This is a genomic window from Ruegeria sp. AF2, from assembly GCF_056542025.1.
On record NZ_JBQFZC010000001.1, the window covers coordinates 1430147 to 1455349 of the forward strand.

The 25203-nt window shown below is 57.3% G+C and carries 25 protein-coding genes; 9 read left to right on the plus strand and 16 right to left on the minus strand.

The window, feature by feature from the left end; translation table 11 throughout:
* Window positions 1-4: 4 nt before the first annotated feature.
* The gene (gene cobS, locus ACR0NM_RS07045) at window positions 5-769 is read left to right on the plus strand and encodes an adenosylcobinamide-GDP ribazoletransferase (RefSeq protein WP_480613772.1); all 765 of its coding nucleotides are present in this window, start codon (window positions 5-7) and stop codon (window positions 767-769) included.
* Here the strand turns inward: cobS and ACR0NM_RS07050 are convergent.
* From ACR0NM_RS07050 to ACR0NM_RS07075, 6 genes are all read right to left on the minus strand, one after another.
* A complete protein-coding gene (locus ACR0NM_RS07050; protein WP_170406404.1) occupies window positions 766-1527 on the minus strand; it encodes an ion channel in 762 nt (253 codons plus the stop codon). The genes cobS and ACR0NM_RS07050 overlap by 4 nt on opposite strands.
* 124 nt (window positions 1528-1651) lie before the next feature.
* Window positions 1652-2161, minus strand: a complete 510-nt coding sequence (locus tag ACR0NM_RS07055) for a CarD family transcriptional regulator (RefSeq protein WP_010439402.1) — start codon at window positions 2159-2161, stop codon at window positions 1652-1654.
* A gap of 284 nt (window positions 2162-2445) precedes the next feature.
* A complete protein-coding gene (gene fdxA / locus ACR0NM_RS07060) occupies window positions 2446-2784 on the minus strand; it encodes a ferredoxin FdxA (RefSeq protein WP_010439399.1) in 339 nt (112 codons plus the stop codon).
* 65 nt (window positions 2785-2849) lie between these two features.
* On the minus strand, window positions 2850-3215 hold the full coding sequence (locus ACR0NM_RS07065) for an RNA-binding S4 domain-containing protein (protein ID WP_480613774.1): 366 nt from the start codon (window positions 3213-3215) through the stop codon (window positions 2850-2852).
* Window positions 3216-3221: 6 nt separating this feature from the next.
* Window positions 3222-6038: a helicase-related protein gene (locus ACR0NM_RS07070; protein WP_480613776.1), complete on the minus strand. Its 2817-nt coding sequence runs from the start codon at window positions 6036-6038 to the stop codon at window positions 3222-3224.
* Between the two features lie 23 nt (window positions 6039-6061).
* Window positions 6062-6670, minus strand: coding sequence for a tetratricopeptide repeat protein (locus tag ACR0NM_RS07075; RefSeq protein ID WP_170405089.1), 609 nt, complete (start codon window positions 6668-6670; stop codon window positions 6062-6064).
* Window positions 6671-6700: 30 nt separating this feature from the next.
* Here ACR0NM_RS07075 and ACR0NM_RS07080 point away from each other — a divergent pair, with 30 nt between their 5' ends.
* The 3 genes from ACR0NM_RS07080 (at window position 6701) to ACR0NM_RS07090 (ending at window position 9862) form a co-directional block, all read left to right on the plus strand.
* Window positions 6701-6991 (plus strand): SCP2 sterol-binding domain-containing protein, encoded by a 291-nt coding sequence (locus tag ACR0NM_RS07080; RefSeq protein WP_170393409.1) that lies wholly within the window; start codon window positions 6701-6703, stop codon window positions 6989-6991.
* Window positions 6991-7962 carry an alpha/beta fold hydrolase gene (locus tag ACR0NM_RS07085; RefSeq protein ID WP_480613778.1) on the plus strand — a complete coding sequence of 324 codons (972 nt, stop codon included), beginning with the start codon at window positions 6991-6993 and terminating at the stop codon, window positions 7960-7962. Before ACR0NM_RS07080 ends, ACR0NM_RS07085 begins: the two co-directional genes overlap by 1 nt.
* 79 nt (window positions 7963-8041) lie before the next feature.
* Window positions 8042-9862 (plus strand): M3 family oligoendopeptidase, encoded by a 1821-nt coding sequence (locus ACR0NM_RS07090; RefSeq protein ID WP_480613780.1) that lies wholly within the window; start codon window positions 8042-8044, stop codon window positions 9860-9862.
* A gap of 27 nt (window positions 9863-9889) precedes the next feature.
* On the opposite strand, the gene ACR0NM_RS07095 is transcribed toward ACR0NM_RS07090, so the two are convergent.
* The 3 genes from ACR0NM_RS07095 to ACR0NM_RS07105 are packed head-to-tail and all read right to left on the minus strand — an operon-like array spanning window position 9890 to window position 12099.
* Window positions 9890-10783 (minus strand): DMT family transporter, encoded by an 894-nt coding sequence (locus ACR0NM_RS07095; RefSeq protein WP_480613782.1) that lies wholly within the window; start codon window positions 10781-10783, stop codon window positions 9890-9892.
* Between the two features lie 15 nt (window positions 10784-10798).
* Window positions 10799-11068: a DksA/TraR family C4-type zinc finger protein gene (locus ACR0NM_RS07100; RefSeq protein WP_480613784.1), complete on the minus strand. Its 270-nt coding sequence runs from the start codon at window positions 11066-11068 to the stop codon at window positions 10799-10801.
* A gap of 56 nt (window positions 11069-11124) precedes the next feature.
* Window positions 11125-12099: a Gfo/Idh/MocA family protein gene (locus ACR0NM_RS07105; protein ID WP_480613786.1), complete on the minus strand. Its 975-nt coding sequence runs from the start codon at window positions 12097-12099 to the stop codon at window positions 11125-11127.
* A gap of 338 nt (window positions 12100-12437) precedes the next feature.
* Between ACR0NM_RS07105 and ACR0NM_RS07110 the strand changes: the two genes are divergently transcribed.
* Window positions 12438-13505, plus strand: coding sequence for a fasciclin domain-containing protein (locus tag ACR0NM_RS07110; protein WP_170626043.1), 1068 nt, complete (start codon window positions 12438-12440; stop codon window positions 13503-13505).
* A gap of 46 nt (window positions 13506-13551) precedes the next feature.
* On the opposite strand, the gene rpoH is transcribed toward ACR0NM_RS07110, so the two are convergent.
* Window positions 13552-14448 (minus strand): RNA polymerase sigma factor RpoH, encoded by an 897-nt coding sequence (rpoH, locus tag ACR0NM_RS07115; RefSeq protein WP_170393423.1) that lies wholly within the window; start codon window positions 14446-14448, stop codon window positions 13552-13554.
* 147 nt (window positions 14449-14595) lie between these two features.
* Window positions 14596-15630, minus strand: a complete 1035-nt coding sequence (locus ACR0NM_RS07120; RefSeq protein ID WP_170610198.1) for an RluA family pseudouridine synthase — start codon at window positions 15628-15630, stop codon at window positions 14596-14598.
* On the opposite strand from ACR0NM_RS07120, the gene ACR0NM_RS07125 reads away from it, so the two are divergent.
* The gene (locus ACR0NM_RS07125; RefSeq protein ID WP_170563212.1) at window positions 15629-15931 is read left to right on the plus strand and encodes a DUF6476 family protein; all 303 of its coding nucleotides are present in this window, start codon (window positions 15629-15631) and stop codon (window positions 15929-15931) included. The two genes, ACR0NM_RS07120 and ACR0NM_RS07125, sit on opposite strands and share 2 nt — an antisense overlap.
* A gap of 2 nt (window positions 15932-15933) precedes the next feature.
* On the opposite strand, the gene ACR0NM_RS07130 is transcribed toward ACR0NM_RS07125, so the two are convergent.
* From ACR0NM_RS07130 to ACR0NM_RS07150, 5 genes are all read right to left on the minus strand, one after another.
* Window positions 15934-17934: a tetratricopeptide repeat protein gene (locus ACR0NM_RS07130; protein ID WP_480613788.1), complete on the minus strand. Its 2001-nt coding sequence runs from the start codon at window positions 17932-17934 to the stop codon at window positions 15934-15936.
* A gap of 155 nt (window positions 17935-18089) precedes the next feature.
* Window positions 18090-19223 carry an N-acetylglucosamine-6-phosphate deacetylase gene (gene nagA / locus ACR0NM_RS07135; RefSeq protein WP_480613790.1) on the minus strand — a complete coding sequence of 378 codons (1134 nt, stop codon included), beginning with the start codon at window positions 19221-19223 and terminating at the stop codon, window positions 18090-18092.
* Window positions 19220-20248: an SIS domain-containing protein gene (locus ACR0NM_RS07140; protein ID WP_480613792.1), complete on the minus strand. Its 1029-nt coding sequence runs from the start codon at window positions 20246-20248 to the stop codon at window positions 19220-19222. Before ACR0NM_RS07140 ends, nagA begins: the two co-directional genes overlap by 4 nt.
* A 12-nt stretch (window positions 20249-20260) precedes the next feature.
* Window positions 20261-21016: a GntR family transcriptional regulator gene (locus tag ACR0NM_RS07145; protein WP_170393434.1), complete on the minus strand. Its 756-nt coding sequence runs from the start codon at window positions 21014-21016 to the stop codon at window positions 20261-20263.
* Complete coding sequence (locus ACR0NM_RS07150) at window positions 21003-21890, minus strand: glucosamine kinase nucleotide-binding domain-containing protein (RefSeq protein ID WP_480613794.1); 888 nt, start codon at window positions 21888-21890, stop codon at window positions 21003-21005. Before ACR0NM_RS07150 ends, ACR0NM_RS07145 begins: the two co-directional genes overlap by 14 nt.
* Window positions 21891-22049: 159 nt before the next feature.
* Between ACR0NM_RS07150 and ACR0NM_RS07155 the strand changes: the two genes are divergently transcribed.
* From ACR0NM_RS07155 to ACR0NM_RS07165, 3 genes are all read left to right on the plus strand, one after another.
* Entirely contained in the window at window positions 22050-22973 is a 924-nt protein-coding gene (locus tag ACR0NM_RS07155) for an N-acetylmuramic acid 6-phosphate etherase (RefSeq protein WP_170393438.1), read from the plus strand.
* The gene (locus ACR0NM_RS07160; RefSeq protein ID WP_170393441.1) at window positions 22970-24220 is read left to right on the plus strand and encodes an ABC transporter substrate-binding protein; all 1251 of its coding nucleotides are present in this window, start codon (window positions 22970-22972) and stop codon (window positions 24218-24220) included. Before ACR0NM_RS07155 ends, ACR0NM_RS07160 begins: the two co-directional genes overlap by 4 nt.
* Window positions 24221-24286: 66 nt before the next feature.
* Window positions 24287-25201: a carbohydrate ABC transporter permease gene (locus ACR0NM_RS07165; RefSeq protein ID WP_170393443.1), complete on the plus strand. Its 915-nt coding sequence runs from the start codon at window positions 24287-24289 to the stop codon at window positions 25199-25201.
* Window positions 25202-25203 lie beyond the last annotated feature (2 nt).

The following is a 25203-nucleotide window of genomic DNA, read 5'->3' on the forward strand; positions in this document are numbered from 1 at the left end:
GGGAGTGACCAAAAACGACACCGCCCCGTTTTCCCTGTGGGATATCCCGCTGGCTCTGGTCCTTTTGACGCGCCTGCCCCTGCCACGCCTGCCCGATCAAGCGTTCACCCGCCAGTCGCGTGCGGCTTGGGCCTATCCCCTTGCCGGGCTTGTTGTGGGGGCGCTGGCTTGCGGCGTCGCCTGGATTGCAATCTGGGCGCAGCTGCCAACCCTTGCCACCGCCGCCCTGCTGCTCGCCACGTTGATCATCGCAACCGGAGCGATGCACGAAGACGGGCTAGCCGATACGGCCGACGGGCTTTGGGGCGGCTTCACAACCGAACGTCGACTGGAGATCATGAAGGACAGCCATATCGGTACTTACGGCGTACTGGCCCTGTTGCTGGGCCAACTGCTTCGAATTGCTGCTGTTATGGCACTGATCGGTGCGGGTCTGTTGACGGGCATATTGGCCGCCTGCCTGTTCTCACGCGCCATGCTGCCGGTGCTGATGCTCGCGCTACCCAACGCTCGCAAATCGGGGCTGAGCCATTCGGTTGGTGCGCCCCCCTTGTCTGCGTTGCTGGCCGGTATCGTGTTGGCTATCGTCCTGTCGCTATTGCTGCTGGGTGGATCAGCCATCACGCCGATGCTCTGCGCCCTGCTTGCAGCGGCTTTTGTCGCTCGCATCGCCAAGACCAAGATCGGTGGCCAAACCGGTGATATTCTGGGGGCCACGCAGCAGGTCTCGGAAATCATCTTCCTCCTGGCGCTAACAGCCTCAATCTAAGACGCCCCACCGGTTTCAATGCGCAGCGTCGCGCCACAGTGTTTGCAATGCACAGCATCCGGATCGTGCCGGAACAGGCCGCAGCTTGGGCATTTGTAGCGCACTTTCTGCGGCATGAAGATCGCCTGCGCCAGACGGACAAACAACGCCACGCCAACAACCATGATGAAAACGGAAAACAGCTTTCCCGCTGGTGTGCCCAGCGTGATATCTCCGAACCCCGTTGTCGTCAGGGTCGCCATAGTGAAATAAAGTGCGTCGATATAGGGGGTCTGCGCATCTTCGGGGACGAAAAAGACCAGTACTGCAGTCGAGGTTGCAAAAACAAAGACCATCAGATTGATCGCCGCAATCACCGCGTCCTCGTGGGTTCGGAAGAAAGGACTATCTCGGCGCAAATCCCGCAGCAGATGATAGGAATGGATCAGCCGCAACGCGCGCAATATCCGAAGAAACGCGAGATTGCCGGTCAGGAACGGGTCAAGCAGCAGCGACACGATCACAACGATGTCTGCCATCGTGTAAATCTGGCGCAGCAGTTTCCAGCGGTCTTTGGAAATCCACATCCGCGCGCAGAAATCCATTAGGATGATCAGCCCGACACCCAAACTTGCCGCCGTCAGCCCAGGCCCATGCGGGATATTCGCCGTGGAGACAAAAAAGATGATCGAGGCGATATCGAACAGGATCAGCCCATAGCGAAACCAGACCGAGACCGGCTCGTGGCTGATGTAGAGAAACTTGACAGTTTGCTTCATCATGTCCCCGTATCTTCCTGCAGTTACAGAAAAATACCCGACACACACCACAAGACCAAGCGCCTAGTCACGAAAAAGGGCCGCCCCGGATTTCGGGACGACCCTTAAATTGGCTCGAACGCAATCAGGCTGCGCGTGAGGTCAGAACCTCATCGACCTGTTTGGCAGCCGAAATCTCATCGGCGCCAGAAACCGCGGCCACTTCGCGTGTCAGACGTTCCAGCGCGGCTTCGTAAAGCTGACGCTCGGAGTAACTCTGCTCGCGCTGGTCGTCGGTGCGGTGCAGGTCGCGGACCACTTCGGCGATCGAGATCAAGTCACCCGAGTTGATCTTTTGCTCGTATTCCTGCGCCCGGCGCGACCACATGGCGCGTTTGACCTTGGCCTTGCCTTTAAGCGTCTTCATTGCCTGGCTGATAACATCCGGCGAGCTAAGCGACCGCAGACCGGATTCGGTGACCTTGTTGGTTGGTACCCGCAGGGTCATCTTGTCTTTTTCAAAAGAAATCACGAACAGCTCAAGCGAGAAGCCTGCAACTTCCTGCTCTTCGATTGACACGATCTGACCTACGCCATGAGCCGGGTAGACGACATAATCGTTCGGGCGGAACTCAAGCTTTTTCGATTTCGACATTCATATTCATCCTTCATTACTGATCGGGATATGAGACGACAAAAGCACCACAGCCGAGGCCCTGCATGGCCCCGTCAGGCGGCTTATTTGTCATAAATTCAGAACTCCAAAGCGAGCATACTTACGGAGCACATCCCAATCACAGTCATCATTCGGTCCTAAGTATATCACAAATTTGCGACACTCAAAAGACCGCGCCAAGGTAAATGGGAAATTCCCTTTCTACCTCAACTAATTAATGCACAGATTGATGCCAAATGAACGGTAACCGGCTGCCGAATCGGTCAACCGCCCTCGCCTGGGGCTTCCGAGAAATATTTCTCCATCTTGCCTTCTTCGCCGTCGCGTTCCTCGGCCTCGGGTAAGGGGTCTTTTTTGGTCACGATCACCGGCCACATTTCCGAGTATTTCCGGTTGAACTCGACCCACTGCTCCATCCCCGGCTCGGTGTCGGGGCGGATGGCGTCGGCGGGGCATTCGGGCTCGCAGACACCGCAGTCAATGCATTCGTCGGGGTGAATGACCAATGTGTTTTCACCTTCGTAGAAACAATCCACCGGACAAACCTCGACACAGTCGGTGTATTTGCAGCCAATGCAGTTTTCGGTGACAACGTAGGTCATGTTGGATTTCCCGTTTGCGCTTTGGCGACTAGCTAATCCAGTCTGACCGCCGCTTCAAGGTCAGATCACCCCTTTGGGATGCGAGAAAGATCAAGCGCGCGTCTTTCTTTCTTGGTTGGACGACCTTTTCCCTCAAACGCAGGATTCTTGGGCGATACGTCCTGCTTTTCGGTCATATCAAAGTACAAAGCTTGCGCCTCGGGGGCTGGGCCGCGACGCACGCCAAGCGCTTCGATACGTACAACCCGAACAATACGCCCCTGCAGAAAGGTCAGGACATCTCCGGGTGCCACGGCTTGCGCCGGTTTCAGCACCCGATTTCCGTTCAGACGCACATGGCCGCCGCTGACCTGTTTGGCGGCCAGGCTACGGGTCTTGAAGAACCGCGCCTGCCACAACCATTTGTCGATCCGCAGCTTGGCCTCGGCCATCGCGGATCAGTTGCCGTCCTTCAGACCCATCAACGCTGCCGCAAATGGGTTATCGGGATCGATTGCCTTTTCCTTTTTGGGTGGCCGTGACGAGAAGGTCTTGGCGCCCTGAGGCTTGCCCCCCTTCTTGCCATGCGGCTTGCCCTGAGGTTTACCACGCGGCTTGCCCTTGCCCTGCCCCTGCTCGCGACGCGGACCACGGTTTTGCTGACGTTGGCGCCCCCAAGTGAAGGTGTAGAACACCTCAATTTCGGGCTCATCCAATTTGGACTCTGCTGATTTCTCAGTGGCCGTAGCCTCTGCTGCCGCCTCGGTGCTTTCGGAGGCTTCGGCTGACGCCTCGGCGGTTATACCGACGTCATCCGATTCGGCATTTGCGGTCGGTGTCTCATCGATGACGGGTTGTTCCTCGGCTTCCGCCACAGGCTGCTCCGTGGGGACCGGTTTGGCCTTCTCACGTTCGCCGCGTTCGGCCTTGTAACCCAGTCCCTGCATCAGGTCTGCAAACTGTTCCAAGGTCATGCCGGTAATTGACAACATGTCGGGTTTGGCTTCGAACCCACCGCGGCTATCCTCGGACCGCAGCATGTCGGCCAGCCGTTCCAGCATATCGATCCGGATTGAGCGTTCGCCCGCATCGCGGTAGCCGCACATGGTGTCATAGCCCTGCGGCGCGTCCTTGGCGACCGGAACGGTAACCAGACCCGGAGGTGGTGCTTCGGGGAACTCCTGCAAGCCGCCGGACAATGCCCATAGTACCAGACGCAGGCGCGTTGGCGCGGGTTTCAGCAGCAGCGGCATGAAGATGGTGAATTGACCGAACCGGATGCCATGTTTGCGCAGCGCACCACGGGCGTCCTGATCCAGATCCTTGACCTCTTGCGCAACCTGCACACGGGGCAGCACGCCCAACGACTCGACCATACGGAAGGCAAAGCCCTTCGCCAGGCCCGTCAATTCTTCATCCCGCGACAGGTTCAGCAGCGGCTCAAACAGGGCTGCCACTTTGCGGTCGATGAAATGCTGCAGGCGGCGCTGAACCTTCTGTTCCACGTCCGGCCCGGCGGCCTCATCGACAAAAACCTCGACTACAGGCTTGAGAGGCTCGGCACCGGCAACAAGTTTGCCCACGGCATACTCGCCCCACATCAGGCCACCCTGATCGGTGAAATCAATTTCGGTATCGGGCGCATTGTAGAAGCGATCGGCACGCAGATGGAATTGCGGCGCGAGTGCTTGCAGAGAGGCTGACTTCAAGGCTTTCGCTTCAGTCCCCTGCGCGCTTTTGTCCGGGGTAAACCGGAACCCTTCCAGACGACCGACGAATTCGCCTTCGACGGTCACTTCACCCTTGTCATTTACTTCGGCCAAAAGGGCCTCCTTCTGTTTGAGCCGGCGCAGCAACACTGACGTGCGCCGGTCCACAAATCGCTGAGTCAAACGGTCGTGAAGAGCGTCCGACAGCCTGTCTTCTACAGTGCGCGTTTCCTCGCGCCAATGGGATTCGTCACGCACCCAACCGTTTCGTTGCGCAACATATGTCCAAGTGCGAATATATGCCAACCTTTTGGACAATGCATCAATGTCGCCATGGGTTTGGTCGATACGGCGGATTTGCCGCGCCATGAAATCATCGGGGATACTTCCGCGCTCATGCAGATGGCCATAGATCACCTCAAGCAGGCTGGCATGTTCGGCATGGCTGATGCCGCGAAAATCGGGGATTCTACACACATCCCATAGCAAACGGATCGACGGTCCATCGCTGGCACGGGCAACAACTTCGGTGACTTGGGACAGAGATTTCAGGACGTTCAGATCGTCAGCTGGCCGCGCTTTGATCAGGTGCTCATTGTCTGGGCTGACCTCAAGCGAGTCGATTAGTGCGTCGATTGAGCCGAACCGCAAAGCGGCATTCCGCCAATTCAACTTTTTCATAGGCGTGAACCGGCTGTCCATAATGGCTTGGGCTACGCCCTCATCCAGCGGCGGAGCCTCGCCCGTCACACCAAACGTGCCATCCGACATTCCGCGCCCGGCCCGTCCTGCGATCTGGGCCAACTCGTTGGGGGCAAGAGGCCGCATTCGGCGGCCATCAAACTTGGTCAGAGATGAGAACGCCACATGGTTCACATCCAGGTTCAACCCCATACCGATGGCATCCGTAGCCACCAGATAATCAACCTCACCGTTTTGATAGAGGTCAACCTGCGCATTCCGCGTGCGAGGGCTGAGCGCCCCCATGACGACCGCCGCCCCGCCCTTTTGGCGACGAAGCAGCTCGGCGATGGCATAGACATTGTCGACCGAGAATCCGACGATCGCACTGCGCGCAGGCATTCGGCTGATCTTTTTCGAACCGGAATAGACCAGCTGAGACATCCGTTCACGCCGGATGAACTGCGCTTCGGGCACAAGGGCCGCGATGGGGCCGCGCATGGTGTCAGAGCCGAGAAACAGCGTTTCATTGGTGCCGCGCGACCGCAACAGGCGATCAGTAAAGACATGGCCGCGTTCGGGATCCACGCAAAGCTGAATTTCGTCAATCGCCACAAAATCAGTGCCCTTGCCTTCTGGCATCGCCTCAACTGTACAGACCCAGTATTGGGTGCGCGGCGGTACGATCCGTTCCTCGCCTGTCACCAGCGCCACCACAGACGGACCGCGAATAGCGACAATCTTGTCATAGACTTCGCGCGCGAGCAGCCGCAGCGGCAGACCGATGACACCGGTCCGGTACCCCAGCATACGTTCAATCGCGTAATGAGTTTTACCTGTGTTCGTCGGGCCAAGTACGGCCACGATTCGGGATGACCCGCTCACCTTTGCCCCCTGCGCCCTAAGACTTACAGCGCCTTGCCTTCAACCTGAGGCTTCAGCCGATTCACGGCATTGGTTACTTCTTCATGATGGGGATGTATAGCCAGCGCACGTGAATAAGCCTCAAGTGCTTGTTCTGGCTTGCCCACGATCTCAAAGATGAGGCCAAGGCCGTAGATAGCGTCGTAGTTGTTCGGATTCAGCGTCAATGCCTGTTCAAGATCCGCCGCAGCCATGCCAAACCTGTCAATGCCGAAGAAAACCGAAGCGCGCACATGCCAACCCTCGGCAAATTCGGGTGCGTGATCGGTAAGCGCCGTCAAATGATCAAGCGCGGCCTCGACATCCCCGTCATCCAGCGCTTCGCGTCCGCGTTCCAACAGCAAATCCGCTGAAGCCGAACCTGATTGTGACCACAGCGCCTGCAATTGCCGATCCAATCCGATGGCCTGTTCGGGCGTCGATTGCGCCAGTTGCTGCAACAGTGATGCCTCGTCCCGCGAATCCGCCTGCTGCGCGATGCAACTGGTGGAAAACGTGACTATGACGGCAAGTGCCGCGACGGTACGTTTGAGATTGGTGATTGCAATACCCATAACAATGGTCAGTGTAGCGTAGCGACCGGGGATGTCCATTCACGGCGCATGAACAATATGAGGAAGACCATGAGCGATATTCTGGAAAAAGCCGCGGCGGCATTGAATGAGAAACTGTCGGGCGGCGATTTCGATGCGTCAGCCAAATTTGCCATTGCCGATCTGGGTTCTATCATTCTGGATGCAAGCGGTGCGCGGGTAAGCGACGAAGATGCTGATGTGACCCTCAGCGCCGATGCGGACACCTTTGAACAGATCCTCAGCGGTGACCTGAACCCAACCGGTGCGTTCATGTCCGGCAAGCTGAGCGTTGACGGAGACATGGGTATTGCCATGAAACTCGCCTCGGTGCTGGCCTGATGGAGTTTTCGCCGGCCCCCTTATTCGAAGACGTGGCCGGCGGCCCTGCCGATGGTGCGGCGCATTGGCTGATCACCGAAGATGGCAAACGTATCCGCGTGGCACATTGGCTGCCCGGAGGCGATACGCACGGCACGGTGATGCTGTTCCCCGGTCGCACGGAATACATCGAAAAATATGGTGATACCGCCAAGGAATTTGTGAACCGGGGCTTTGCAAGCCTCGCGGTCGATTGGCGCGGGCAAGGGCTTGCAGATCGCCTGCTGGATGATCCGCGGATCGGTCATGTCGAACAATTCACCGATTACCAGCACGACGTTCGCTCAATACTGAAACTGGCCGAAAAACTGGAGTTGCCCAAGCCCTGGTACGTCATAGGCCATTCCATGGGCGGAGCTATCGGGCTTCGCGCCGTTCTGGAGGGGGCTGATTTTGCGGCCTGCGCCTTTACGGGCCCGATGTGGGGGATATTCTTTACACCAATCATGAAGCCGCTCAGCCAGCTAACTGCCTATTGGGGGCCACGCTTGGGCTTGGGCGAGAAAACACCGCCCACCACCACGCTGGAGAGCTATGTGGCCTCACAGCCCTTCGAAGGAAACGTGCTGACACGCGATCCGGCGATGTACCGAATGATGCAGGATCAGTTGGCCGCACACCCTGAACTTGCTTTGGGTGCACCGTCCACCATCTGGCTGCGCGAGGCGCTGGATGAATGCACCTGGCTGATGGAACAGACCGCGCCCGAGATCCCTGCCCTGACCTTCTTGGGCAGCCACGAACAGATCGTAGACCGCAAGGCCATTCGGACACGTATGGCCAACTGGCCTAGCGGTACTCTGGTCGAGATCCCCGACGGCGAACACGAAGTTCTGATGGAGGCACTCGAGGTGCGCGGGCCGGTCTTTGATCAACTTGCTGCACATTTCGCGGCAGCCGCGGCGAAACCAAAACCCGAGCCCTGTCATTAAGGTTTGACCAGACAGCTTGCTTGTGATCCGGACGTGCCGCGCCTAAATGTTTGCCAACGCAGTTTATTCGAGGTGTTCCATGCGCGACCTTCCCTTTCCCGTCCGTGATGCAAATGCAGGCGGCGGTGCCGATGATCTGGGCAATTTGCCGGAATGGGATCTGACGGACCTCTATGCCTCGGAAGATGCACCCGAACTGGCCCGCGATCTGGACTGGCTAGAAGGCGAATGTGCGTCCTTTGCCGCAGATTATGAGGGTAAGCTGGCCGAATTGGACGCAGCTGGCCTACTGACCTGCGTACTGCGCAACGAAAAGATCAACGCCATCGCCGGGCGGATCATGTCCTTTGCCGGATTGCGCTATTACCAACTGACCACCGACGCGGATCGCGCCAAGTTCCTGTCGGACATGCAGGAGAAGATCACCGTCTTCACCACGCCTCTGGTGTTTTTCACGCTGGAACTGAATCGCATCGACGATGACGCGCTGGCTGCGCATTTTGCCGCCAATTCTGATCTGGCTCGATACGAGCCCGTGTTCCGTCGCATCCGCGCGATGAAACCGTATCAGCTATCCGACGAGCTTGAGAAATTTCTGCACGACCTCGGCGTTGTCGGTGACGCGTGGGAACGCCTGTTCGACGAAACAATCGCGGGTCTGACCTTCACCGTCGATGGTGAAGAGTTGAATATCGAAGGCACGCTGAACCTGCTGACCGAGCAGGATCGCGCCAAGCGTGAAGCCGCAGCGCGCGAACTCGCCACCGTTTTCCAAAGCAATATCAAAACCTTCGCGCGCGTGCACAATACGCAGGCCAAGGAAAAAGAAATCGTTGACCGCTGGCGCAACATGCCAACTGCTCAAACTGGTCGCCACCTGTCGAACGATGTCGAGCCCGAAGTGGTCGAAGCCCTGCGCGAGGCCGTTGTGGCCGCCTACCCCAAGCTGAGCCATCGTTACTACGAACTGAAACGCAAATGGCTTGGTCTGGACGTGATGCAAGTGTGGGACCGTAATGCTCCGTTGCCGATGGAGGACACCCGCATCGTCGATTGGTCCGAGGCCGAGAAGACGGTGATGGACGCCTACAACGCCTTCGATCCGCGCATGAGTGAAATTGCAGCCCCATTCTTCTCGAAAGGTTGGATCGATGCGGCAGTGAAACCCGGCAAAGCGCCTGGCGCCTTTGCGCATCCTACCGTGACCGAAGTTCATCCCTACGTGATGCTCAACTATCTGGGCAAACCGCGCGATGTGATGACATTGGCGCATGAATTGGGCCACGGCGTGCATCAGGTATTGGCCGCCGATCAGGGCGAGATGCTTTCATCGACCCCGCTGACCTTGGCTGAAACTGCTTCGGTCTTTGGTGAAATGCTGACCTTCCGCAAAATGCTGGATCAGGCCGAGACAGCGGAACAGCGCAAGGTGCTTCTGGCCGGTAAGGTCGAGGACATGATCAACACAGTCGTTCGCCAGATCGCCTTCTACGACTTCGAATGCAAACTGCACGCCGCCCGTCGTGAGGGCGAGCTGACACCAGACGACATCAACGCCCTTTGGATGAGCGTTCAGGCTGAAAGCCTTGGCCCCGCATTCGAATTCATGGACGGGTACGAGACCTTCTGGGCCTATATCCCGCACTTCGTCCACTCGCCGTTCTACGTCTATGCCTATGCCTTCGGTGATGGCCTCGTGAACGCGCTGTATTCGGTCTACGAAAGCGGTGCGGACGGGTTCGAGGACAAGTATTTCGAAATGCTGCGGGCTGGTGGCTCCAAGCACCATAAAGAGCTTCTGGCCCCGTTCGGACTGGACGCCAGTGATCCCGAGTTCTGGGACAAAGGCCTGTCGATGATCTCGGGATTTATTGACGAACTGGAAGCGATGGAAAGCTAAAGTAGAAAGGCAGCCTGTATGGCTGCCTCATTTCTCTTTGGCGGATTTCATGGTCGTCACGAAAATGGCCGTAACAATCAATACTGCGCCGACAATCGCAAGCGGTGTGATCGTTGCGCCCAGAAACAGTGCCGAGTTGACAAAGGTAAACACAACCGAGGCGGCGAATAGCAACGTCGCCGTCAATGTCGACACGCGGGCGGCGGCCTCGTACCAAAGATAATAGGCAAGCGCGGTCGGCAAAACGCCCAGAAGGATCAAGAAGATCACGTCGTTTGCGGTCGGCATCTGAATAGAAAAAGCCGCCAGTGGCACCAGCAAAACGCCCGAACACAAAAAGATGCCAAACAGAAAGTTCAACCTTTCGGCAGTGGTCTCAGATGACTGCATCGCGCAGCTGCTGGAAATCAAGAACACCGCCCAGCTAAGTCCCGCCCCGATTTCCATCAGATCGCCCAGCAGGGGTTCTCCCCCGCCTTGAAAATCCCGATAGACGGTCAGAAACACACCGAGGATCGCCAGCAGGGTCGCCAATACATCAGTCCGGCCAACGGTGGTATCCGCGAAGAAATACAGGAATATCAACACAAAAAACGGCGCGGTATTCTCAAGCACCATCGCATTAGCAGCACCTGTATGTTCCAAACCTATGTGGAACAGGATATAGTTCACCACCGTCGACAACACCGCCAGCCGGAAGTTCCAATCCCTGTACTGGATTGAAACCCGTGCGCCCATCACCCGCAGCATGCAGTAAATCGCAAACGCAGCGATGAACAGGCGTGATACGGCAATCTGCAACCCGCCGAGATCACTAGTCAAATATCGCACGATAACGCTGTGCGTGCCCCATAGAAACGCGGCTAGGAACCCAAGAACCAACCCGTTTTGCAGTACTGATCTCTGCGGCTGATCCTTCACCGGGTGCTCCTCGCGTTATTTCAACTGACTGTCTTTCGAACCCCGCCGATTGATCCCGCCGCGGGTCTTGAAGCTGTTGTCACGCTCTTGCTGACAGTCCAGGCACAGCTTTACGCCGGGCAGAGCAAGGCGGCGTTTTTCGGGGATCGGTTCTTCGCATTCAGCACAATGTGTCAGGCTTTCGCCCACAGGTCGCTTTTGCGCCTGCATCCGCGCCAGTTCATCTGAAATCGACGCTTCGATCTGTTCACTCACCGCGCCATCGCGCGCCCAGCCGCCCGCCATTTAGCCCTCCTGATCCGGTCGGGACAGGATACGCGAGACACCACAGGGGTGGCAAGCTAGAGCGAAACGGCGGCGTCAAAGACCTGATCGATAACCTCTTGTGTGCCCCTCACGAATTCCAATGAACAGGGATATTCAACCCCTTCGCGAACCGATCGGCAGAACGCTTCGACCTGCAATTGATAGTGGTTGTCCGCAGGAAACCGGGGCACCAGAACTTCAAGGCCCGGTCGGTGCAGTTCAACCCGCGCCTCGCCGAACACACGGGCATTGAACGGAGCGGTTAGACGGATCATGCCACCTTCTCCGTGAAACACCATTTCCTGATGTGGATGCATGCGTGTAGAGACGTAGGCGGAATAGGTAAATTCGGGAAACTGCGCGCGTATCTCGGTGAAGACATCCACGTCATTTTCCCACCGGATCGCACCGTTGACCGAGACCGGCTCTTGCCCAGTCGCAAACCGAGCGCTGCCGATAACATACACCCCGATGTCACGCAGCCCGCCCCCACCGGTTTCCGCACGGTTGCGGATGTTGCCCGTGTCCGCCCGGTTGTCATAGCTGAACGCCCCGGTGACATGGACCAGCCGGCCGATCACTCCGTCCGCGATCAGTTTACGGGTCAGATGCCACTGAGGGTGATGCACGATCATATATGCTTCGGCAGCCAGCAAACCCGTCTGGTCCCTCTTTGCGATCAGCGCGTCAAACTCATCGGCCCGCATGGTCATCGGCTTTTCGCACAGCACATGCTTGCCCGCATCCAGCGCCTTCAGGCTCCATTCGACGTGAAGATGGTTGGGCAGCGGGATGTACACCGCCTCAATCTCAGGATCGGCTAGCAATGCCTCATAGCTGTTGTAGACATTCAAATCAGGGCAATATCTGGCAAAGGGCTCGGCCTTGGCCGGATCCGAGGTCGCCAACCCCGCCAGCCGCGCGCCCTCTGCCGCATGGATGGCGGGCGCCATGTGTTGTCGTGCGAATCTGGCCGCACCCAGAACACCCCAATTGACCGGTTTATGCATGCGCCCCCCAAAAAATTGATGTAACCCGCTCACGGCGAGCTCAATGTAATTCAGTTCCTGATCTGTCTATCAACCACCTGCCAATAAGTCAGTCCTTTCTCTATCTATTTGAAAATCATACGCCTCGGTAAATTTTTTGATGAGATTAAAAAACCCCGATAACCTTATACTTTATATCGATAATCTAAAATCGATCGGCGTCAAACCTGCCCTCGCAAATCAGTTTTGTTGATCCAGTCTGATACTGCCGCCGTAGCTCAAACATCGACTGAATCATTCTCGGATGGCGCTCTGGCAACATCCGGAGCAACGGCAAACAGGGTGGGAGGCTTACTGAAATGCCAGCAACACATACGATTACAGGAACAGTGCTAAAAAGCGGTGATCCCGGAACGTTTGACAGCGACAATCAGGATTTCGACATTCTCCGCGAAGCGGTGATTGCAGCCGGGCTGGCGGAAACGCTGGACAATCCTGAGGCAGAACTGACCGTCTTTGCCCCAAATGACGCTGCCTTTATTACTCTGGCACAAACGCTTGGGTATAAAGGGGATGACGAGGCTGGAGCATTGGGCCACATCATCAAGGCGCTCACCCTGCTTGGCGGCGGAGACCCTATCCCTTTGCTAACCAACATTTTGAAGTATCACGTGGTCGATGGTGAGTTCGACAGCACCACAGTGGTCGGTCTAGGCGACGGGGCTGAAATCCAAACTCTGCTTGGGTCGTCAGTCGAACTGAACCTTGAAAGCGATCCCCCCAGTCTGGGCGATGCCGATCCGGGCATCGACGATCCCGGCTTGATCGCGTTCGACGTGGATGCGTCAAACGGTATCATTCACGTACTTGACGGCGTACTTCTACCCGTCTCGGTGTCGGGCATTCTGGGCAAAAAGAACACGGACTTTATCCTGGGTGACAGCAGCGATGAATTCATCTTTACCGGACGCGGCAAAGACTTTGTTCACGGTGATGGTGGCAATGACGTGATCAACACCGGCTCGGGCAATGATGTGGCGCTTGGCGGTGCCGGGAACGACATAATCTTCGGGGGGCGCGGAAAGGATATTCTGCGTGGCGATGAAGGCCATGACAAAATCTTCGGAGGCCGAGGGAAAGACATCATCGACGGTGGCGAAGGCAATGACAAACTCTTTGGTGGGCGCGGTAAGGATACGTTTGTATTCGATGAGGGCGACGGTCACGACTGGATTGTCGATTTCCGCGTCGGCAAGGACAAGATCGACCTGTCCGAATACGATGGCATTACCAGCTTTGAGGACATCGAAGACGATATCGACGGAAAGTTCTTCGGGACCAAGATCGAATTGGACGACGGAGACAGCATCTATCTATCAGGCGTCTGGGCAAGCCACCTGTCCGAGTCCGATTTCATTTTCGCATAACAATAAAATCAGCCCGCTCATATGGCGGGCTGATATCAGTCTGGGGTTAGTTTGAACCCAGCATTCCTTTTTCGCGCGCAAGCTCACGCATCTTCTTTTGCAGCTTCTCAAACGCGCGCACTTCGATCTGACGAATACGTTCACGGCTGACATTGTACTGCGTGCTCAGCTCTTCCAGCGTAACAGCCTGGTCCATCAGACGGCGCTGAGTCAGGATGTCTTTCTCGCGATCGTTCAGAACATCCAGCGCAGCAGCGAGCAATTCGCGCCGGGCTTCCAATTCATCGCGCGCCTCGTAGTCACCAGCCTGATCGGCATCTTCATCTTCCAGCCAATCCTGCCACTGCATGGTGCCTTCGCCTTCGGACCCCACGGTCGCGTTCAGCGACGCATCGCCACCGGACATCCGACGGTTCATGCTGATCACTTCTTCCTCGGTCACTCCGAGGTCTTCTGCAATCTTGGCCACGTTTTCAGGACGCAGATCACCCTCTTCCAGCGCGCCAATGCGTGCCTTTGCTTTACGCAGGTTGAAGAACAGCTTTTTCTGCGCCGATGTTGTACCCAGTTTCACCATCGACCACGACCGAAGGACGTATTCCTGGATCGAAGCGCGGATCCACCACATGGCATAGGTCGCCAGCCGGAAGCCTTTTTCGGGGTCAAACTTCTTGACCGCCTGCATCAAGCCCACATTGGCTTCGGAAATCACCTCGGCCTGCGGCAAGCCATAGCCGCGATATCCCATGGCGATCTTGGCCGCCAAGCGCAGATGAGACGTGACCATTTTATGCGCGGCCTCGGTATCCTGTTCCTCGACCCAGCGCTTGGCCAGCATATATTCTTCCTCCGGCTCCAGCAGAGGAAACTTGCGAATCTCCTGCATATAGCGGTTCAGCCCACCCTCGGGTGTCGGCGCTGGAAGATTTGAGTAATTTGCCATTTATTTCTGCCCCTTGGACAAATGTTTAAGCCCTTAACATGGGATATGGGTACCAGACCCGATACATTCAAGAGGATCTGTTAACAGTCTGAGATTAACCCTATGTAAAGGAAAGCTGAAAAGGCCTTTTTCACAAGCCTTTGCAGTTTATTTCAGTGGTTTTCTGAGATTTTCCAGCAGGTCCGCCATATCCTGCGGCAGCGGTGCTTCAAAACGTAATGCCTGGCCCGAAACCGGGTGTTCGAAGCCTAACACTGCTGCGTGCAGAGCTTGGCGGGGGAAAGCCTGCACCGCCTCGGCGGCCTCAGGCGTGAATGCCCGCGCGGCCAGTTTGCGCTTTCCGCCGTAAACCGGGTCTCCGACAAGCCCGTTGCCGGCATGGGCCATATGGACACGGATTTGATGCGTTCGGCCCGTCTCAAGCCAGCATTCGATCAGAGAGAGGCTGCCCGGCGTTCCAAAAACCTCGACAATCCGTGCGCGCGTTACCGCATGGCGCCCACCGTGAAACAGCACAGCCTGCTTTTGTCGATCGGTCTTGTGCCGTGCCAGCTGTGTCGTCAGACGCATGATGTTGCCCGGCTCAAAGCTAACACCCTTGATCCCACGCAACCGAGGGTCATTGGCATCCGGCACACCATAGCAGATCGCGCGATAGTAGCGCTCGACGCTATGCGCCTCGAACTGGGCAGCCAGCCCGTGATGCGCCGCATCCGATTTCGCCACAACCAGCAACCCGCTGGTTTCCTTGTCGATCCGGTGCACGATGCCCGGGCGCTTGACGCCCCCAACACCCGAGAGATCATCCCCGCAATGATGCAGCAGCGCATTGACTAGCGTACCGTTCGGCGAGCCCGGCGCCGGATGCACGACCATCCCTGCTGGTTTGTTGATCACGATCAGATCGTCGTCCTCATAGACGACTTCAAGTGGGATATCCTCAGCGCCGATATGACTATCTTCGGCTTCGGCCACGGTGATCCCAATCTGCGCGCCTTCGGTTATCTTAGCTTTGGGGTCTTCTACGGCGACGCCATCAACGGTGACGGCACCCTCATTGATCAGTCGGGCCAGCCGGGTGCGCGACAGGTTCTCTTCCGCTGGCACATCCCGCGCAAGCGCCTTATCAAGGCGGGGCGGCGGAGCGGCCGCGATATGAAACTCTATCAGGCGGGTGCCCATGACTGTCCCTTCCGAACCTCAGGAACCGCAGGAAACACCGCAGCTTCGACTGCTGCGGCGGATGGTCATGCTGTTGACCGCGGTAATGATTGGCGGGGTTCTAGTGACATTCGCCCTGATTGTCATCCGCCTATCGGACCGCACTCCGAAGCTGCCCGACCAGATCGAACTTCCGGACGGCGCAAAAGCGCAAGCGTTGACCATCGGCAACAACTGGTATGCGGTCGTGACCGAGGACAATCGGATTCTGATCTTCGACAAGACAACCGGAAAACTACGGCAAGAGGTCGCGCTGGATTAGCGTCAGGCCTGACCCGAAAGCCGGTTCAGCTGATTGGTAAAGCGCTTGTGAGGCGGATAGAGATCGCGCGCTTTCTCAAGATAGGGACGTGCCTTGTTCTTGTTCCCGCGCCGCATGTGTATCTGGCCCGCCATGCCCTGAATAACGACGGTCACGTCATCAAGATCGGCAGCTTTCAGAATAAGCTTCTCGCCCTGCCCGATCTTGCCCGTCCGCTCAAGCAAGCGACCCATGGCGAACATGAGAAACGGGCTTTCCGGGTCACAAGCCAGCGCCTCAGCCATCGTTCGATGCGCAGCTTCGGTATCGCCTTCTGCTTCGTAAAGTTCGGACAGCCGCTTTTGGTACAAGGCACTTTCCGGCACTCCAGCCACGATCTGGCGGATTTTATCGATCGCCTGAGCTCCGGATATTTCCCCTAGATGCCTCTGTAGTATCACCCTCGCGCCCAACGATCGCGGGTCGTCTGCTGGTACGTCGTGAACCTCATCGAGTGAGGTAGAAAGCGCTTCCAATCTTTGTTGGTGATCAAAGATACGACTTGCGCGTTGATCCAGCGCCAACTCGGCCCAATCCAAGAGTATGAAATCGAAGTTGCAAGGACGCCTGACAACAACATTGCGCTGAACCAGATACAGGTTATTGAACGGTGGAAATCGGCGTTGCCGAACGACCTTCTGCAACGACCAATCCACAGGCGGCATTAGCCTAAGCGCAAGTTGGGCGCGGTAGAGCATTCTGGACCCCAGCACCACAACATCCGGCCGTAAGGGTTTGGACCAGAACGCTTTAGCAAAGTGCAGCGTCGCCGCACCGCGCTTGCCCTGCATGCCAAGAACAGCGCCGCGCAACGCGCACAAAACAGAATAGTCTTCGGGCCAGAGATGCGGGTTCTGCAATCCCTCTTTTGCAAGTGCCTCGCTTTCCTGCCACTTCGACAGGTAAAAACAGTTCAGGGATTGCAGAAGTGGCATAAAGGCGTTGTCGGCCCCGGCGTCCAGAATAGGTTTCGCACTATCATACGCCTCTTCGCAGCGATCCTGCGCTGACAGATATTGCACCGCCTTTGAATAGATATGCGCCGCCTCTGAGGGATTCGGAAAGGCCGATGGCCCCTTCGCAACCCGTTCGATGAACCGCGCATTGGCCGCCTGCATCTCATCCTTGGACAATCCATCGCGGAACACTTTACGCTGCTGCCCCGAAATCCGGGCTGCAGCCATTGAAAAGCCAGATATGTGTGGCGCGATCACCTGATCCGCCCGTGACATCGCAAAAAGCTCCAGAAAGTCCCGCTGCGCCCGCGTCAGAGCTGACAGATCAGCGATATCTGACATCTGCATGAGCTCCGGAAACCGTTGCTTGAAACGGTCTATCACCTCTGGCTGATCCGAAAACATGATCACCGTCTGGCCTTTGGATTTCTCCAGATGGGCCTCGTAAAACTCGTCAGGTTCGATCTTGGCGGGCCAGATTGAATGCTTCCATGGTAATCCGTTCAGGATTTCTCCGCGCCGAATGTGGTAAGCCGAAACCCCCTGCCCCGAGAGCTTCTGATCCGCGCGATACATGATCTGACGAACCTCATCCACAAATCCTACGCTATGTATGAAATCGCGATAGCGGGGACGGATGGTTTCGATCTCTTCCCACGGGAAGGCCAATATCTCGCTCGCTTCTTCGACCAGAACCGAACGGCCAGACGCCAAATGGTCGATCAGCCGCTCGGGCGATGGATCGTTCTGGAAGGCCCAAATTGGCAGAGCGGTCGCGCTTATCGCGTCGAACTCTGCCTGATCAAGGAAATGCGCATCCATCCAGTCTTTGGTGAATAACTCCTCGGGATGATCCAACTCCGGCGCATCGGCGCCTTGCGGGAACCAGTTCACCCGGTAGTCTGTCCCAAAGTCTTCGGCCAGACGGATACAGGTCAGGATCATCAGCAGGCGCGCGCCCAAACAATCCGTACGCTGACCAATGAAAACGCCACGCGTTTGGATCATTGCGCGATCCGGGTGGTCAATGCCCTGCCAACTATTCCAATTATCTGATACATACAGACATTCCCAAACCACGTTCGCCTAAGGTCTTACACAACCGCTACAGTTGAGGCGAGATGCGAAAAACGCGGTGTTTTGCAATTTGTTGCAATGCGAGGTTAAGCAACCGCCGGACGGGCCTGCGACAAGTCCGGAGAAATGCGAATGGCCTGCGATATCAAGTTCAGGCGCGCGATTGAGCGCTGGGAAATGATATCCGCCGGAATGCGTGTGGCCGCTGCCAAGGCGTCCGTCTGTGAAACGCCGACATCCGTTGTCAACACGCGCAGCGCGGTGGTCAGGTTCAGATCGGCCCCGGCCAGGGTTCCATCCGGTAAGGTCAGCCTGCTGTTTTCACGTTGGATGACACGCCCTTCCAGCTTGAATTCCCGCAGATCCGTTCCAGCAACGGCCATCGCGTCGCTCACCAGAAACAGATGCCCCGGCCCCTGTTTAGCTGCAAAGGCGGCGCGCATCGTCTGCGGGTGAACATGGATTGCATCCGCTATCAATCCGGCAGACATCGCACCGCTGGACAAGACTGCGCCAACCAGCCCCGGTTCGCGGTTGCCCAACTGACTCATCGCGTTAAACAAATGGGTGGCGCAGTGCGCGCCCGCCTGTGCGTAAGCCACGCAGGTTTGAAACTCGGCATCACTGTGCCCCAACGACACGATGACCCCCGCCTTGCTGAGCGTTTCGACCTGAGCAATCGTGACACTTTCCGGCGCAAGCGTGACCATCAATGCAGGCAACGCCCCTGCCGCTTCTATCAGCTGTGCAAGATCAGCGTCCTGCATCCGGCGGATCAGCCCGCCGTCATGCGCGCCCTTGCGTCGCACCGAGAGATGCGGCCCCTCAAGATGCAAGCCGACAATCCCCTGAACTCCGCGCTGAATGGCCTGAGAAGCAGCAGAAATGGCAGCCGTTGTCTTTTCGGGCGTGTCCGTGATCAGCGTCGGAAGGATCGACGTCGCGCCAAGCTTGCGATGAGCCGCCGCAATACGCTGTAATGTCTCGACCGATGGATCGTCGTTGAACATGACGCCTCCGCCGCCATTCACCTGCAAATCTACATAGCCGGGGCTTAAAATATCGCCTGACAGATCCTGAACCATCTCATCCGAAGGCAACTCGGCTTCGGGCAAAATACTGTCGAGCAGCCCGCCGACGAAACGGGCGGCGTGGCCGTCCTTCAGGGTTTTACCATCAAAGATAGGCCCGCCCGCGAAGGTGATCGTCGCATCGGTCATACCGTCTCCGTCACTTTCCGCAGGTGACGCGGTGCATCGGGATTGATGCCCCGGCGCGTGGCCACAGTTTCGACCATACCGTAGAACGAAGCGATTGAGGCTACCGGATCTGTCATCCAGTGCGTGGTGCGGACATGTGGTAGCCTCACGGCATCAGACACCTGATTGGTCGTTGCGAAGACTTTTGCGCCCTTAGCTGCGAGCGCATCGGCGATTTCGGCGATGTTGGCCTCAGCCGCGTCTCCGGACGAGAACGCAATCACCGGAAAGCCCTGATCCACGATCGAAACCGGGCCATGCAGAACTTCGGCCGAGGAATAGCTTTCCGCATGAATCTGGCAGGTTTCCTTGAATTTCAGCGCCGCCTCATTCGAAATTGCCCAGGACATCCCACGTCCCAAAGTGAACAGGGATTGGCCATCGACTGCCTCGACCACCGCGCTCCAATCGCAGGTGATCGCCCGCGATAAATCTTCCGGCAATTTGTGAATTGCAGCCAGCAAGGTATCGTCGCCCTTGACCTCGGCCAGCAACCAAAGCCCGGCGACCAGAGAGGTGACGAAAGTCTTGGTGGCAGCCACGCTAAGCTCGGGGCCTGCAAGGATGGGCAGAGCCGAGGTGGCGTTCTGGGCCAGTGCAGACGTGGTATCGTTCGTGATCGCCACCGAATACGCGCCGCCTTCTGTCAGGGACTTCGTCAGCTGTACGATGTCGGGGCTTTGACCCGATTGGGATACCGAAATACACAGCGCACCGGGGCATCGCATATCGACCCCATAGATCGATTTCACGCTCGGCCCAACCGAGGCCATGGGCAGGCCCAGCAGCAGTTCCGAAGCGTATTTCAGATAGCTGCAGGCATGGTCCGACGAACCCCGCGCAACCGAAATCAGGAAGCCGGGATCGTGCGCGCGGATCGCGCTGGCCGTCTTTGTAATCGCCGTGGCACCATCAGTGAGAAGCCGATCAACGGCAAAAGGTATCTCATTGATTTCCTGCCGCATTTGAGTTGTTTCGCTGGACATGTGCCCTGCCTTTCAGGTTGACAGACGCAGCTCTGCCACGAAATCGTAGGCATCGCCGTGATAGATGGATCGGGTAAGTTCAGCAACGCGCCCGCTTTCTAGGTATGAGGTCCGCTGAATGCGCAGCCCTGCCGTACCTTCGGCAACGTCCAGCAAACCGGCCTCGGTCGCTTCGAGATTGATGGCCGAGATTTTCTGGATCGCGCGCACCGGACGATTGCCCGAGTGTTCGAGGAAGGCATAGAGCGATCCGGTAACCTCAGTCGGGTTAGGTAATATATCCAGCGGCAACGCCGCGCGTTCCAGCGCCATTGGCCGCCCACCAGCCGCGCGCAGTCGATGAATGCGCGCGACCTGATCGCTGGCCGACAGACCCAGCGCCAGCATCTCATCAGGCGACGGCAGGAATATACCGCGCTCCAACCAGGTTGAAGTCGTTTCAAAACCGCGCCTCTCCATGTCTTCGGTAAACGAGGTCAAATGCGACAGCGACTGCTCAACCCGTGCAACCGCTTGACGCACGAATGACCCCGAGCCTTGTCGCTGTTCAATCGCGCCTTTGCGCACAAGTTCCTGAATCGCCTTGCGGACCGTCACCCGCGACAGGTCCGTCAGTTCGGCAATCTCGCGCTCGGGCGGGAGTGAACTGTTCGGGGCCAGAATACCCTCTTCAATCCCCTGCTCCAGCCGCTGCCGCAACTGCACGTAACGCGGACCGGCAGTCTGACCCAGCCAACCCTCGGGCCGCAAGAAGTCAGCAACGCTCATGTCGGGTCTCCTTTTGAAAGGCGTGGGCCAACGCGATGGCACCGGTCAACGGATCGCCCAGCGGTTCGGCCAACTCCTGTTGCATTGGCGCAGGCAGAAATTCCGCATATTGCGGGCCGATGCCGCCGGTCAGGCAGATCGAAAGGCCGGGCATCCAGCCCATCGCCAACATCTGATCCGACAGATACTGTGCACTATCCTCCATGATCGACAGCGCAAGCGCATCTCCTTGCTTTGCGTGTTGCGTGACAACAGGCGCCAGCGCTCCGAACTCGGTAGGCGACATCTTGGAGGCGGTCCTGACAATCCCAGCAGCGCCATCAAAACGCGACAACAGGCTGTCCGCCAATTCAGACGCAGGCTTCAGAGCGTCCACAAAGTCAAGCGTACAGGCCAAAGCCCGCCGCCCAACCCATTGCGCCGAGGCCTGATCCCCGAGAACAGGTCCCCAGCCCCCGGCAAATGACCTGCGATCCCCATTCTGGACCGCCAGAAAAGAACCCGTTCCGCAATGCGCTACGAAACCGCCTTTCGAGCCCAACGCACCACGTAATGCGGCGGGCCTGTCATCTTCAATCAGAACATGGTCAAATGGCAGCTTTTCTGCCAGCCGATCAGCCAGCGCGCGCCCCGTGATACCGGCCAGCCCCAAGTAGGCTGGCGCACGAGAAATTTGAGTTGCCTCTAGTCCGGCAAGTCGGGCCAAAGCAGCAATTCCGTGCATCAACTCAGCGCAGGCTGCGTCAAAATCGGTTGATACATTTGCCGCACCAACCTCGACACACTGAACCGCAGAGCCGTCTGAAACAGCAAGACGGCAGCGTGTTCCACCGCCATCAGCGGCCAGCACAATGGTATCAGAAGGGCGACTCATGGAGATACCTTTATAATACCTTTTTCTAATATTGAAGACCAAATTACACAATAATGCAGTAATAGTTGTCTAAATCTTGAAAATAGTGGGCGTAAAAATAAAATGGTAGACTAATGGTATCTAAAAGGTATGATATTCAAAATCTCGGGGGAGAATCACGTGACCAAGCCAGTTACCGAACAGCTACATCAAGACGCGATCGGACTTGACGCCCGACCGCTGACTGAAGTGGCCGAGCTGCTGGCCCGCTCGCAAGCCGACGCTGCCGCTGCCCCGCTTTCCTCGCTGCCCACCCTCTGCGCAGGCGCAAAAGCTATGGCGCAATCCATCCGATCGGGCGGGGTTTTGCGCTATTTGGCGGCAGGCTCTTCCGGCTTGATGGCCGCCTCGGATGCGCTGGAACTCGGGGGAACTTTTTCGATACCAGCCCGCCAGATTCGCATCCACATGGCAGGTGGATTGCCCTCAGGAGTTGAGATGCCGGGAGATGTCGAAGATGCCACCGACAGCCTTGCCCGAGACCTGGCCGATCTTTCTGCCAAAGACACCTTGATCACCGTCTCGGCCAGCGGAACCACACCGTACACAACCGCAGCAGCGCGGATCGCGCGGGACAGAGGCGCCACAGTTATCGGCATTGCCAATAACGGGGGCACCGAACTGTTGCAGCTTTCTGACCATCCAATCCTGCTTTCGACACCACCTGAACTGATCTCGGGCTCTACCCGCATGGGTGCTGGTACAGCGCAGAAAATCGCACTGAACATGCTTTCGACGCTGATGGCGATGGAGCTGGGGCATATTCAGGACGGCATGATGATCAATTTGCGCGCTGACAATGACAAGCTACGCGCCCGAGCCAACGGGATCGTCTGTCAGTTGACCGGCGTTTCCTCGGCGCAGGCTACAAAGGCGTTGACTGCGGCAGAGGGCAACCTCAAATGCGCGGCCCTTTTGGCTGTAGGCGCAGGGTCCCTGGACGCGGCGCAAGCAATGCTAAACAACACCGACGATCACCTCCGCCCTGCGCTGGAGCGGATGAAACAAAACCAAGAAACCATCAACCTGGGAGATATCAAATGACACGCAAAGTTCTTAGCCTTGCCTTGATGAGCACGGCGCTGGTCACAAGCGCCTATGCGCAAGAGGCCACTTTGACCATCGAAAGTTGGCGAAACGACGATCTGGCGTTGTGGCAGGAAAAGATCATTCCGGCGTTCGAGGCCGAGAATCCCGGCATCAAAGTGATCTTCTCGCCCTCAGCACCGGCAGAATACAACGCTGTCTTGAACTCGAAGCTCGAGGCCGGTTCGGCTGGCGATCTGATTACCTGCCGTCCGTTTGATGCCTCGCTTGCGCTATACGAGTCGGGGCACCTGACCGATCTGTCTGATCTTGAGGCCATGGGAAACTTCTCGGACGTGGCCAAATCTGCGTGGCAAACCGATGACGGTTCGGCCAGTTTCTGCGTCCCGATGGCGTCAGTGATTCACGGCTTCATCTACAACAAAGATGCGTTCAATGAGTTGGGCATCGAAGTTCCAACTACCGAAGCTGAGTTCTTTGCCGCCCTCGATAAGATCAAGGAAGACGGTACCTATATCCCGATGGCGATGGGCACCAATGACCAGTGGGAAGCCGCAACGATGGGCTATAACAATATCGGCCCGAACTACTGGAAAGGTGAAGAAGGCCGTCAGGCGCTGATCAAGGGCGAGCAGAAGCTGACCGACCCCCAGTGGGTCGCCCCGTATGCGACACTGGCCAAGTGGGCCGACTATCTCGGCGACGGGTATGAAGCGCAAACCTATCCCGACAGCCAGAACCTGTTCACGCTGGGTCGTGCAGCGGTCTATCCAGCAGGCAGCTGGGAAATCTCGGGCTTCAACACGCAGGCCGATTTCGAAATGGGCGCCTTTAAGCCACCGGTCCAGAACGCGGGCGATACCTGCTATATTTCGGACCACACCGATATCGGCATAGGCATGAACGCGGCGAGCGAAAACCAAGAAGCTGCGCGCACCTTCCTGGCTTGGGTCGCAAGCCCGGAATTCGCCAGCATCTTCGGTAACGCCCTACCTGGTTTCTTCCCGCTGTCCAGCACTCCGGTCGAGCTGGAAGATCCACTGGCCAAGGAAATCGTCGGTTGGCGGGATGAGTGCGAAAGCACAATCCGCTCGACCTACCAAATCCTGTCGCGCGGCACACCGAACCTAGAAAACGAGACTTGGGGTGCATCCGTTGCAGCCATCAAGGGTGCCGAGACACCCGAAGCGCTGGGTCAGCAACTGCAAGACGGTCTGGCCAGCTGGTACGCACCGCATCAGTAACAACTAGGCCACTCACACCGGACGCGGCTACCGCGTCGCGTCCGGACCTTTCCGCCGGAGATTCCCATGCAGACCCGCCGCATACGCTGGCACATTGCCGTTTTCCTCGCCCCTGCGGTGCTGGTCTACACGGCAGTGATGATCTTCCCCTTGTTCAACACACTGCGCCTCGCACTGTTCTCCGAGGTTGATCAGACACGTATCTACGTGGGCTTGCAGAATTTCCGCACCCTGTTCTTCGATCCGATCTGGTCCGAGCAGTTCTGGAACGCTTTGGGCAACAACTTCTGGTTCTTCCTGATCCACATGCTGGTTCAGAACCCCATCGGCATCGCTTTGGCCGCGCTTCTGTCGCATCCACGCTTGCGGTTTGCCGCGCTCTATCGGTCCGCGATCTTCATTCCGACCATTCTGAGCTTTGTGATCGTCGGTTTCGCGTGGAAGCTGATCCTGTCACCGCTCTGGGGCATCGCACCTTCAATGCTGGACGCCATTGGTCTGAAGTCGCTGTTTGCACCATGGCTGGGCAAGGAAGAATACGCGTTGACGACACTGGCACTTGTCTCGGTCTGGCAATTCGTCGGCATCCCGATGATGTTGATCTACGCCGCCCTGCTGTCGATCCCCGAAGAAATTCTCGAGGCCGGAGAAATTGACGGCATCACCGGAGCCTCAGCCTTCTGGAAGATCAAACTACCGTTGATCATTCCTTCAATCGGTATCATCTCAATCCTAACATTTGTTGGAAATTTCAACGCCTTCGACCTGATTTACGTCTCGCAAGGCGCACTGGCGGGGCCGGATTTCTCAACCGATATCCTGGGCACCTTCATGTACCGCACATTCTTTGGCTTCCAGCTGCAACTGGGCGACCCGCACATGGGCTCCGCCATCGCTGGCGCCATGTTCGCGATCATCCTTGTAGGTGTCTGTATCTACCTCTTCGGCATCCAGACCCGGATGCGCCGGTATCAGCTGTGAGG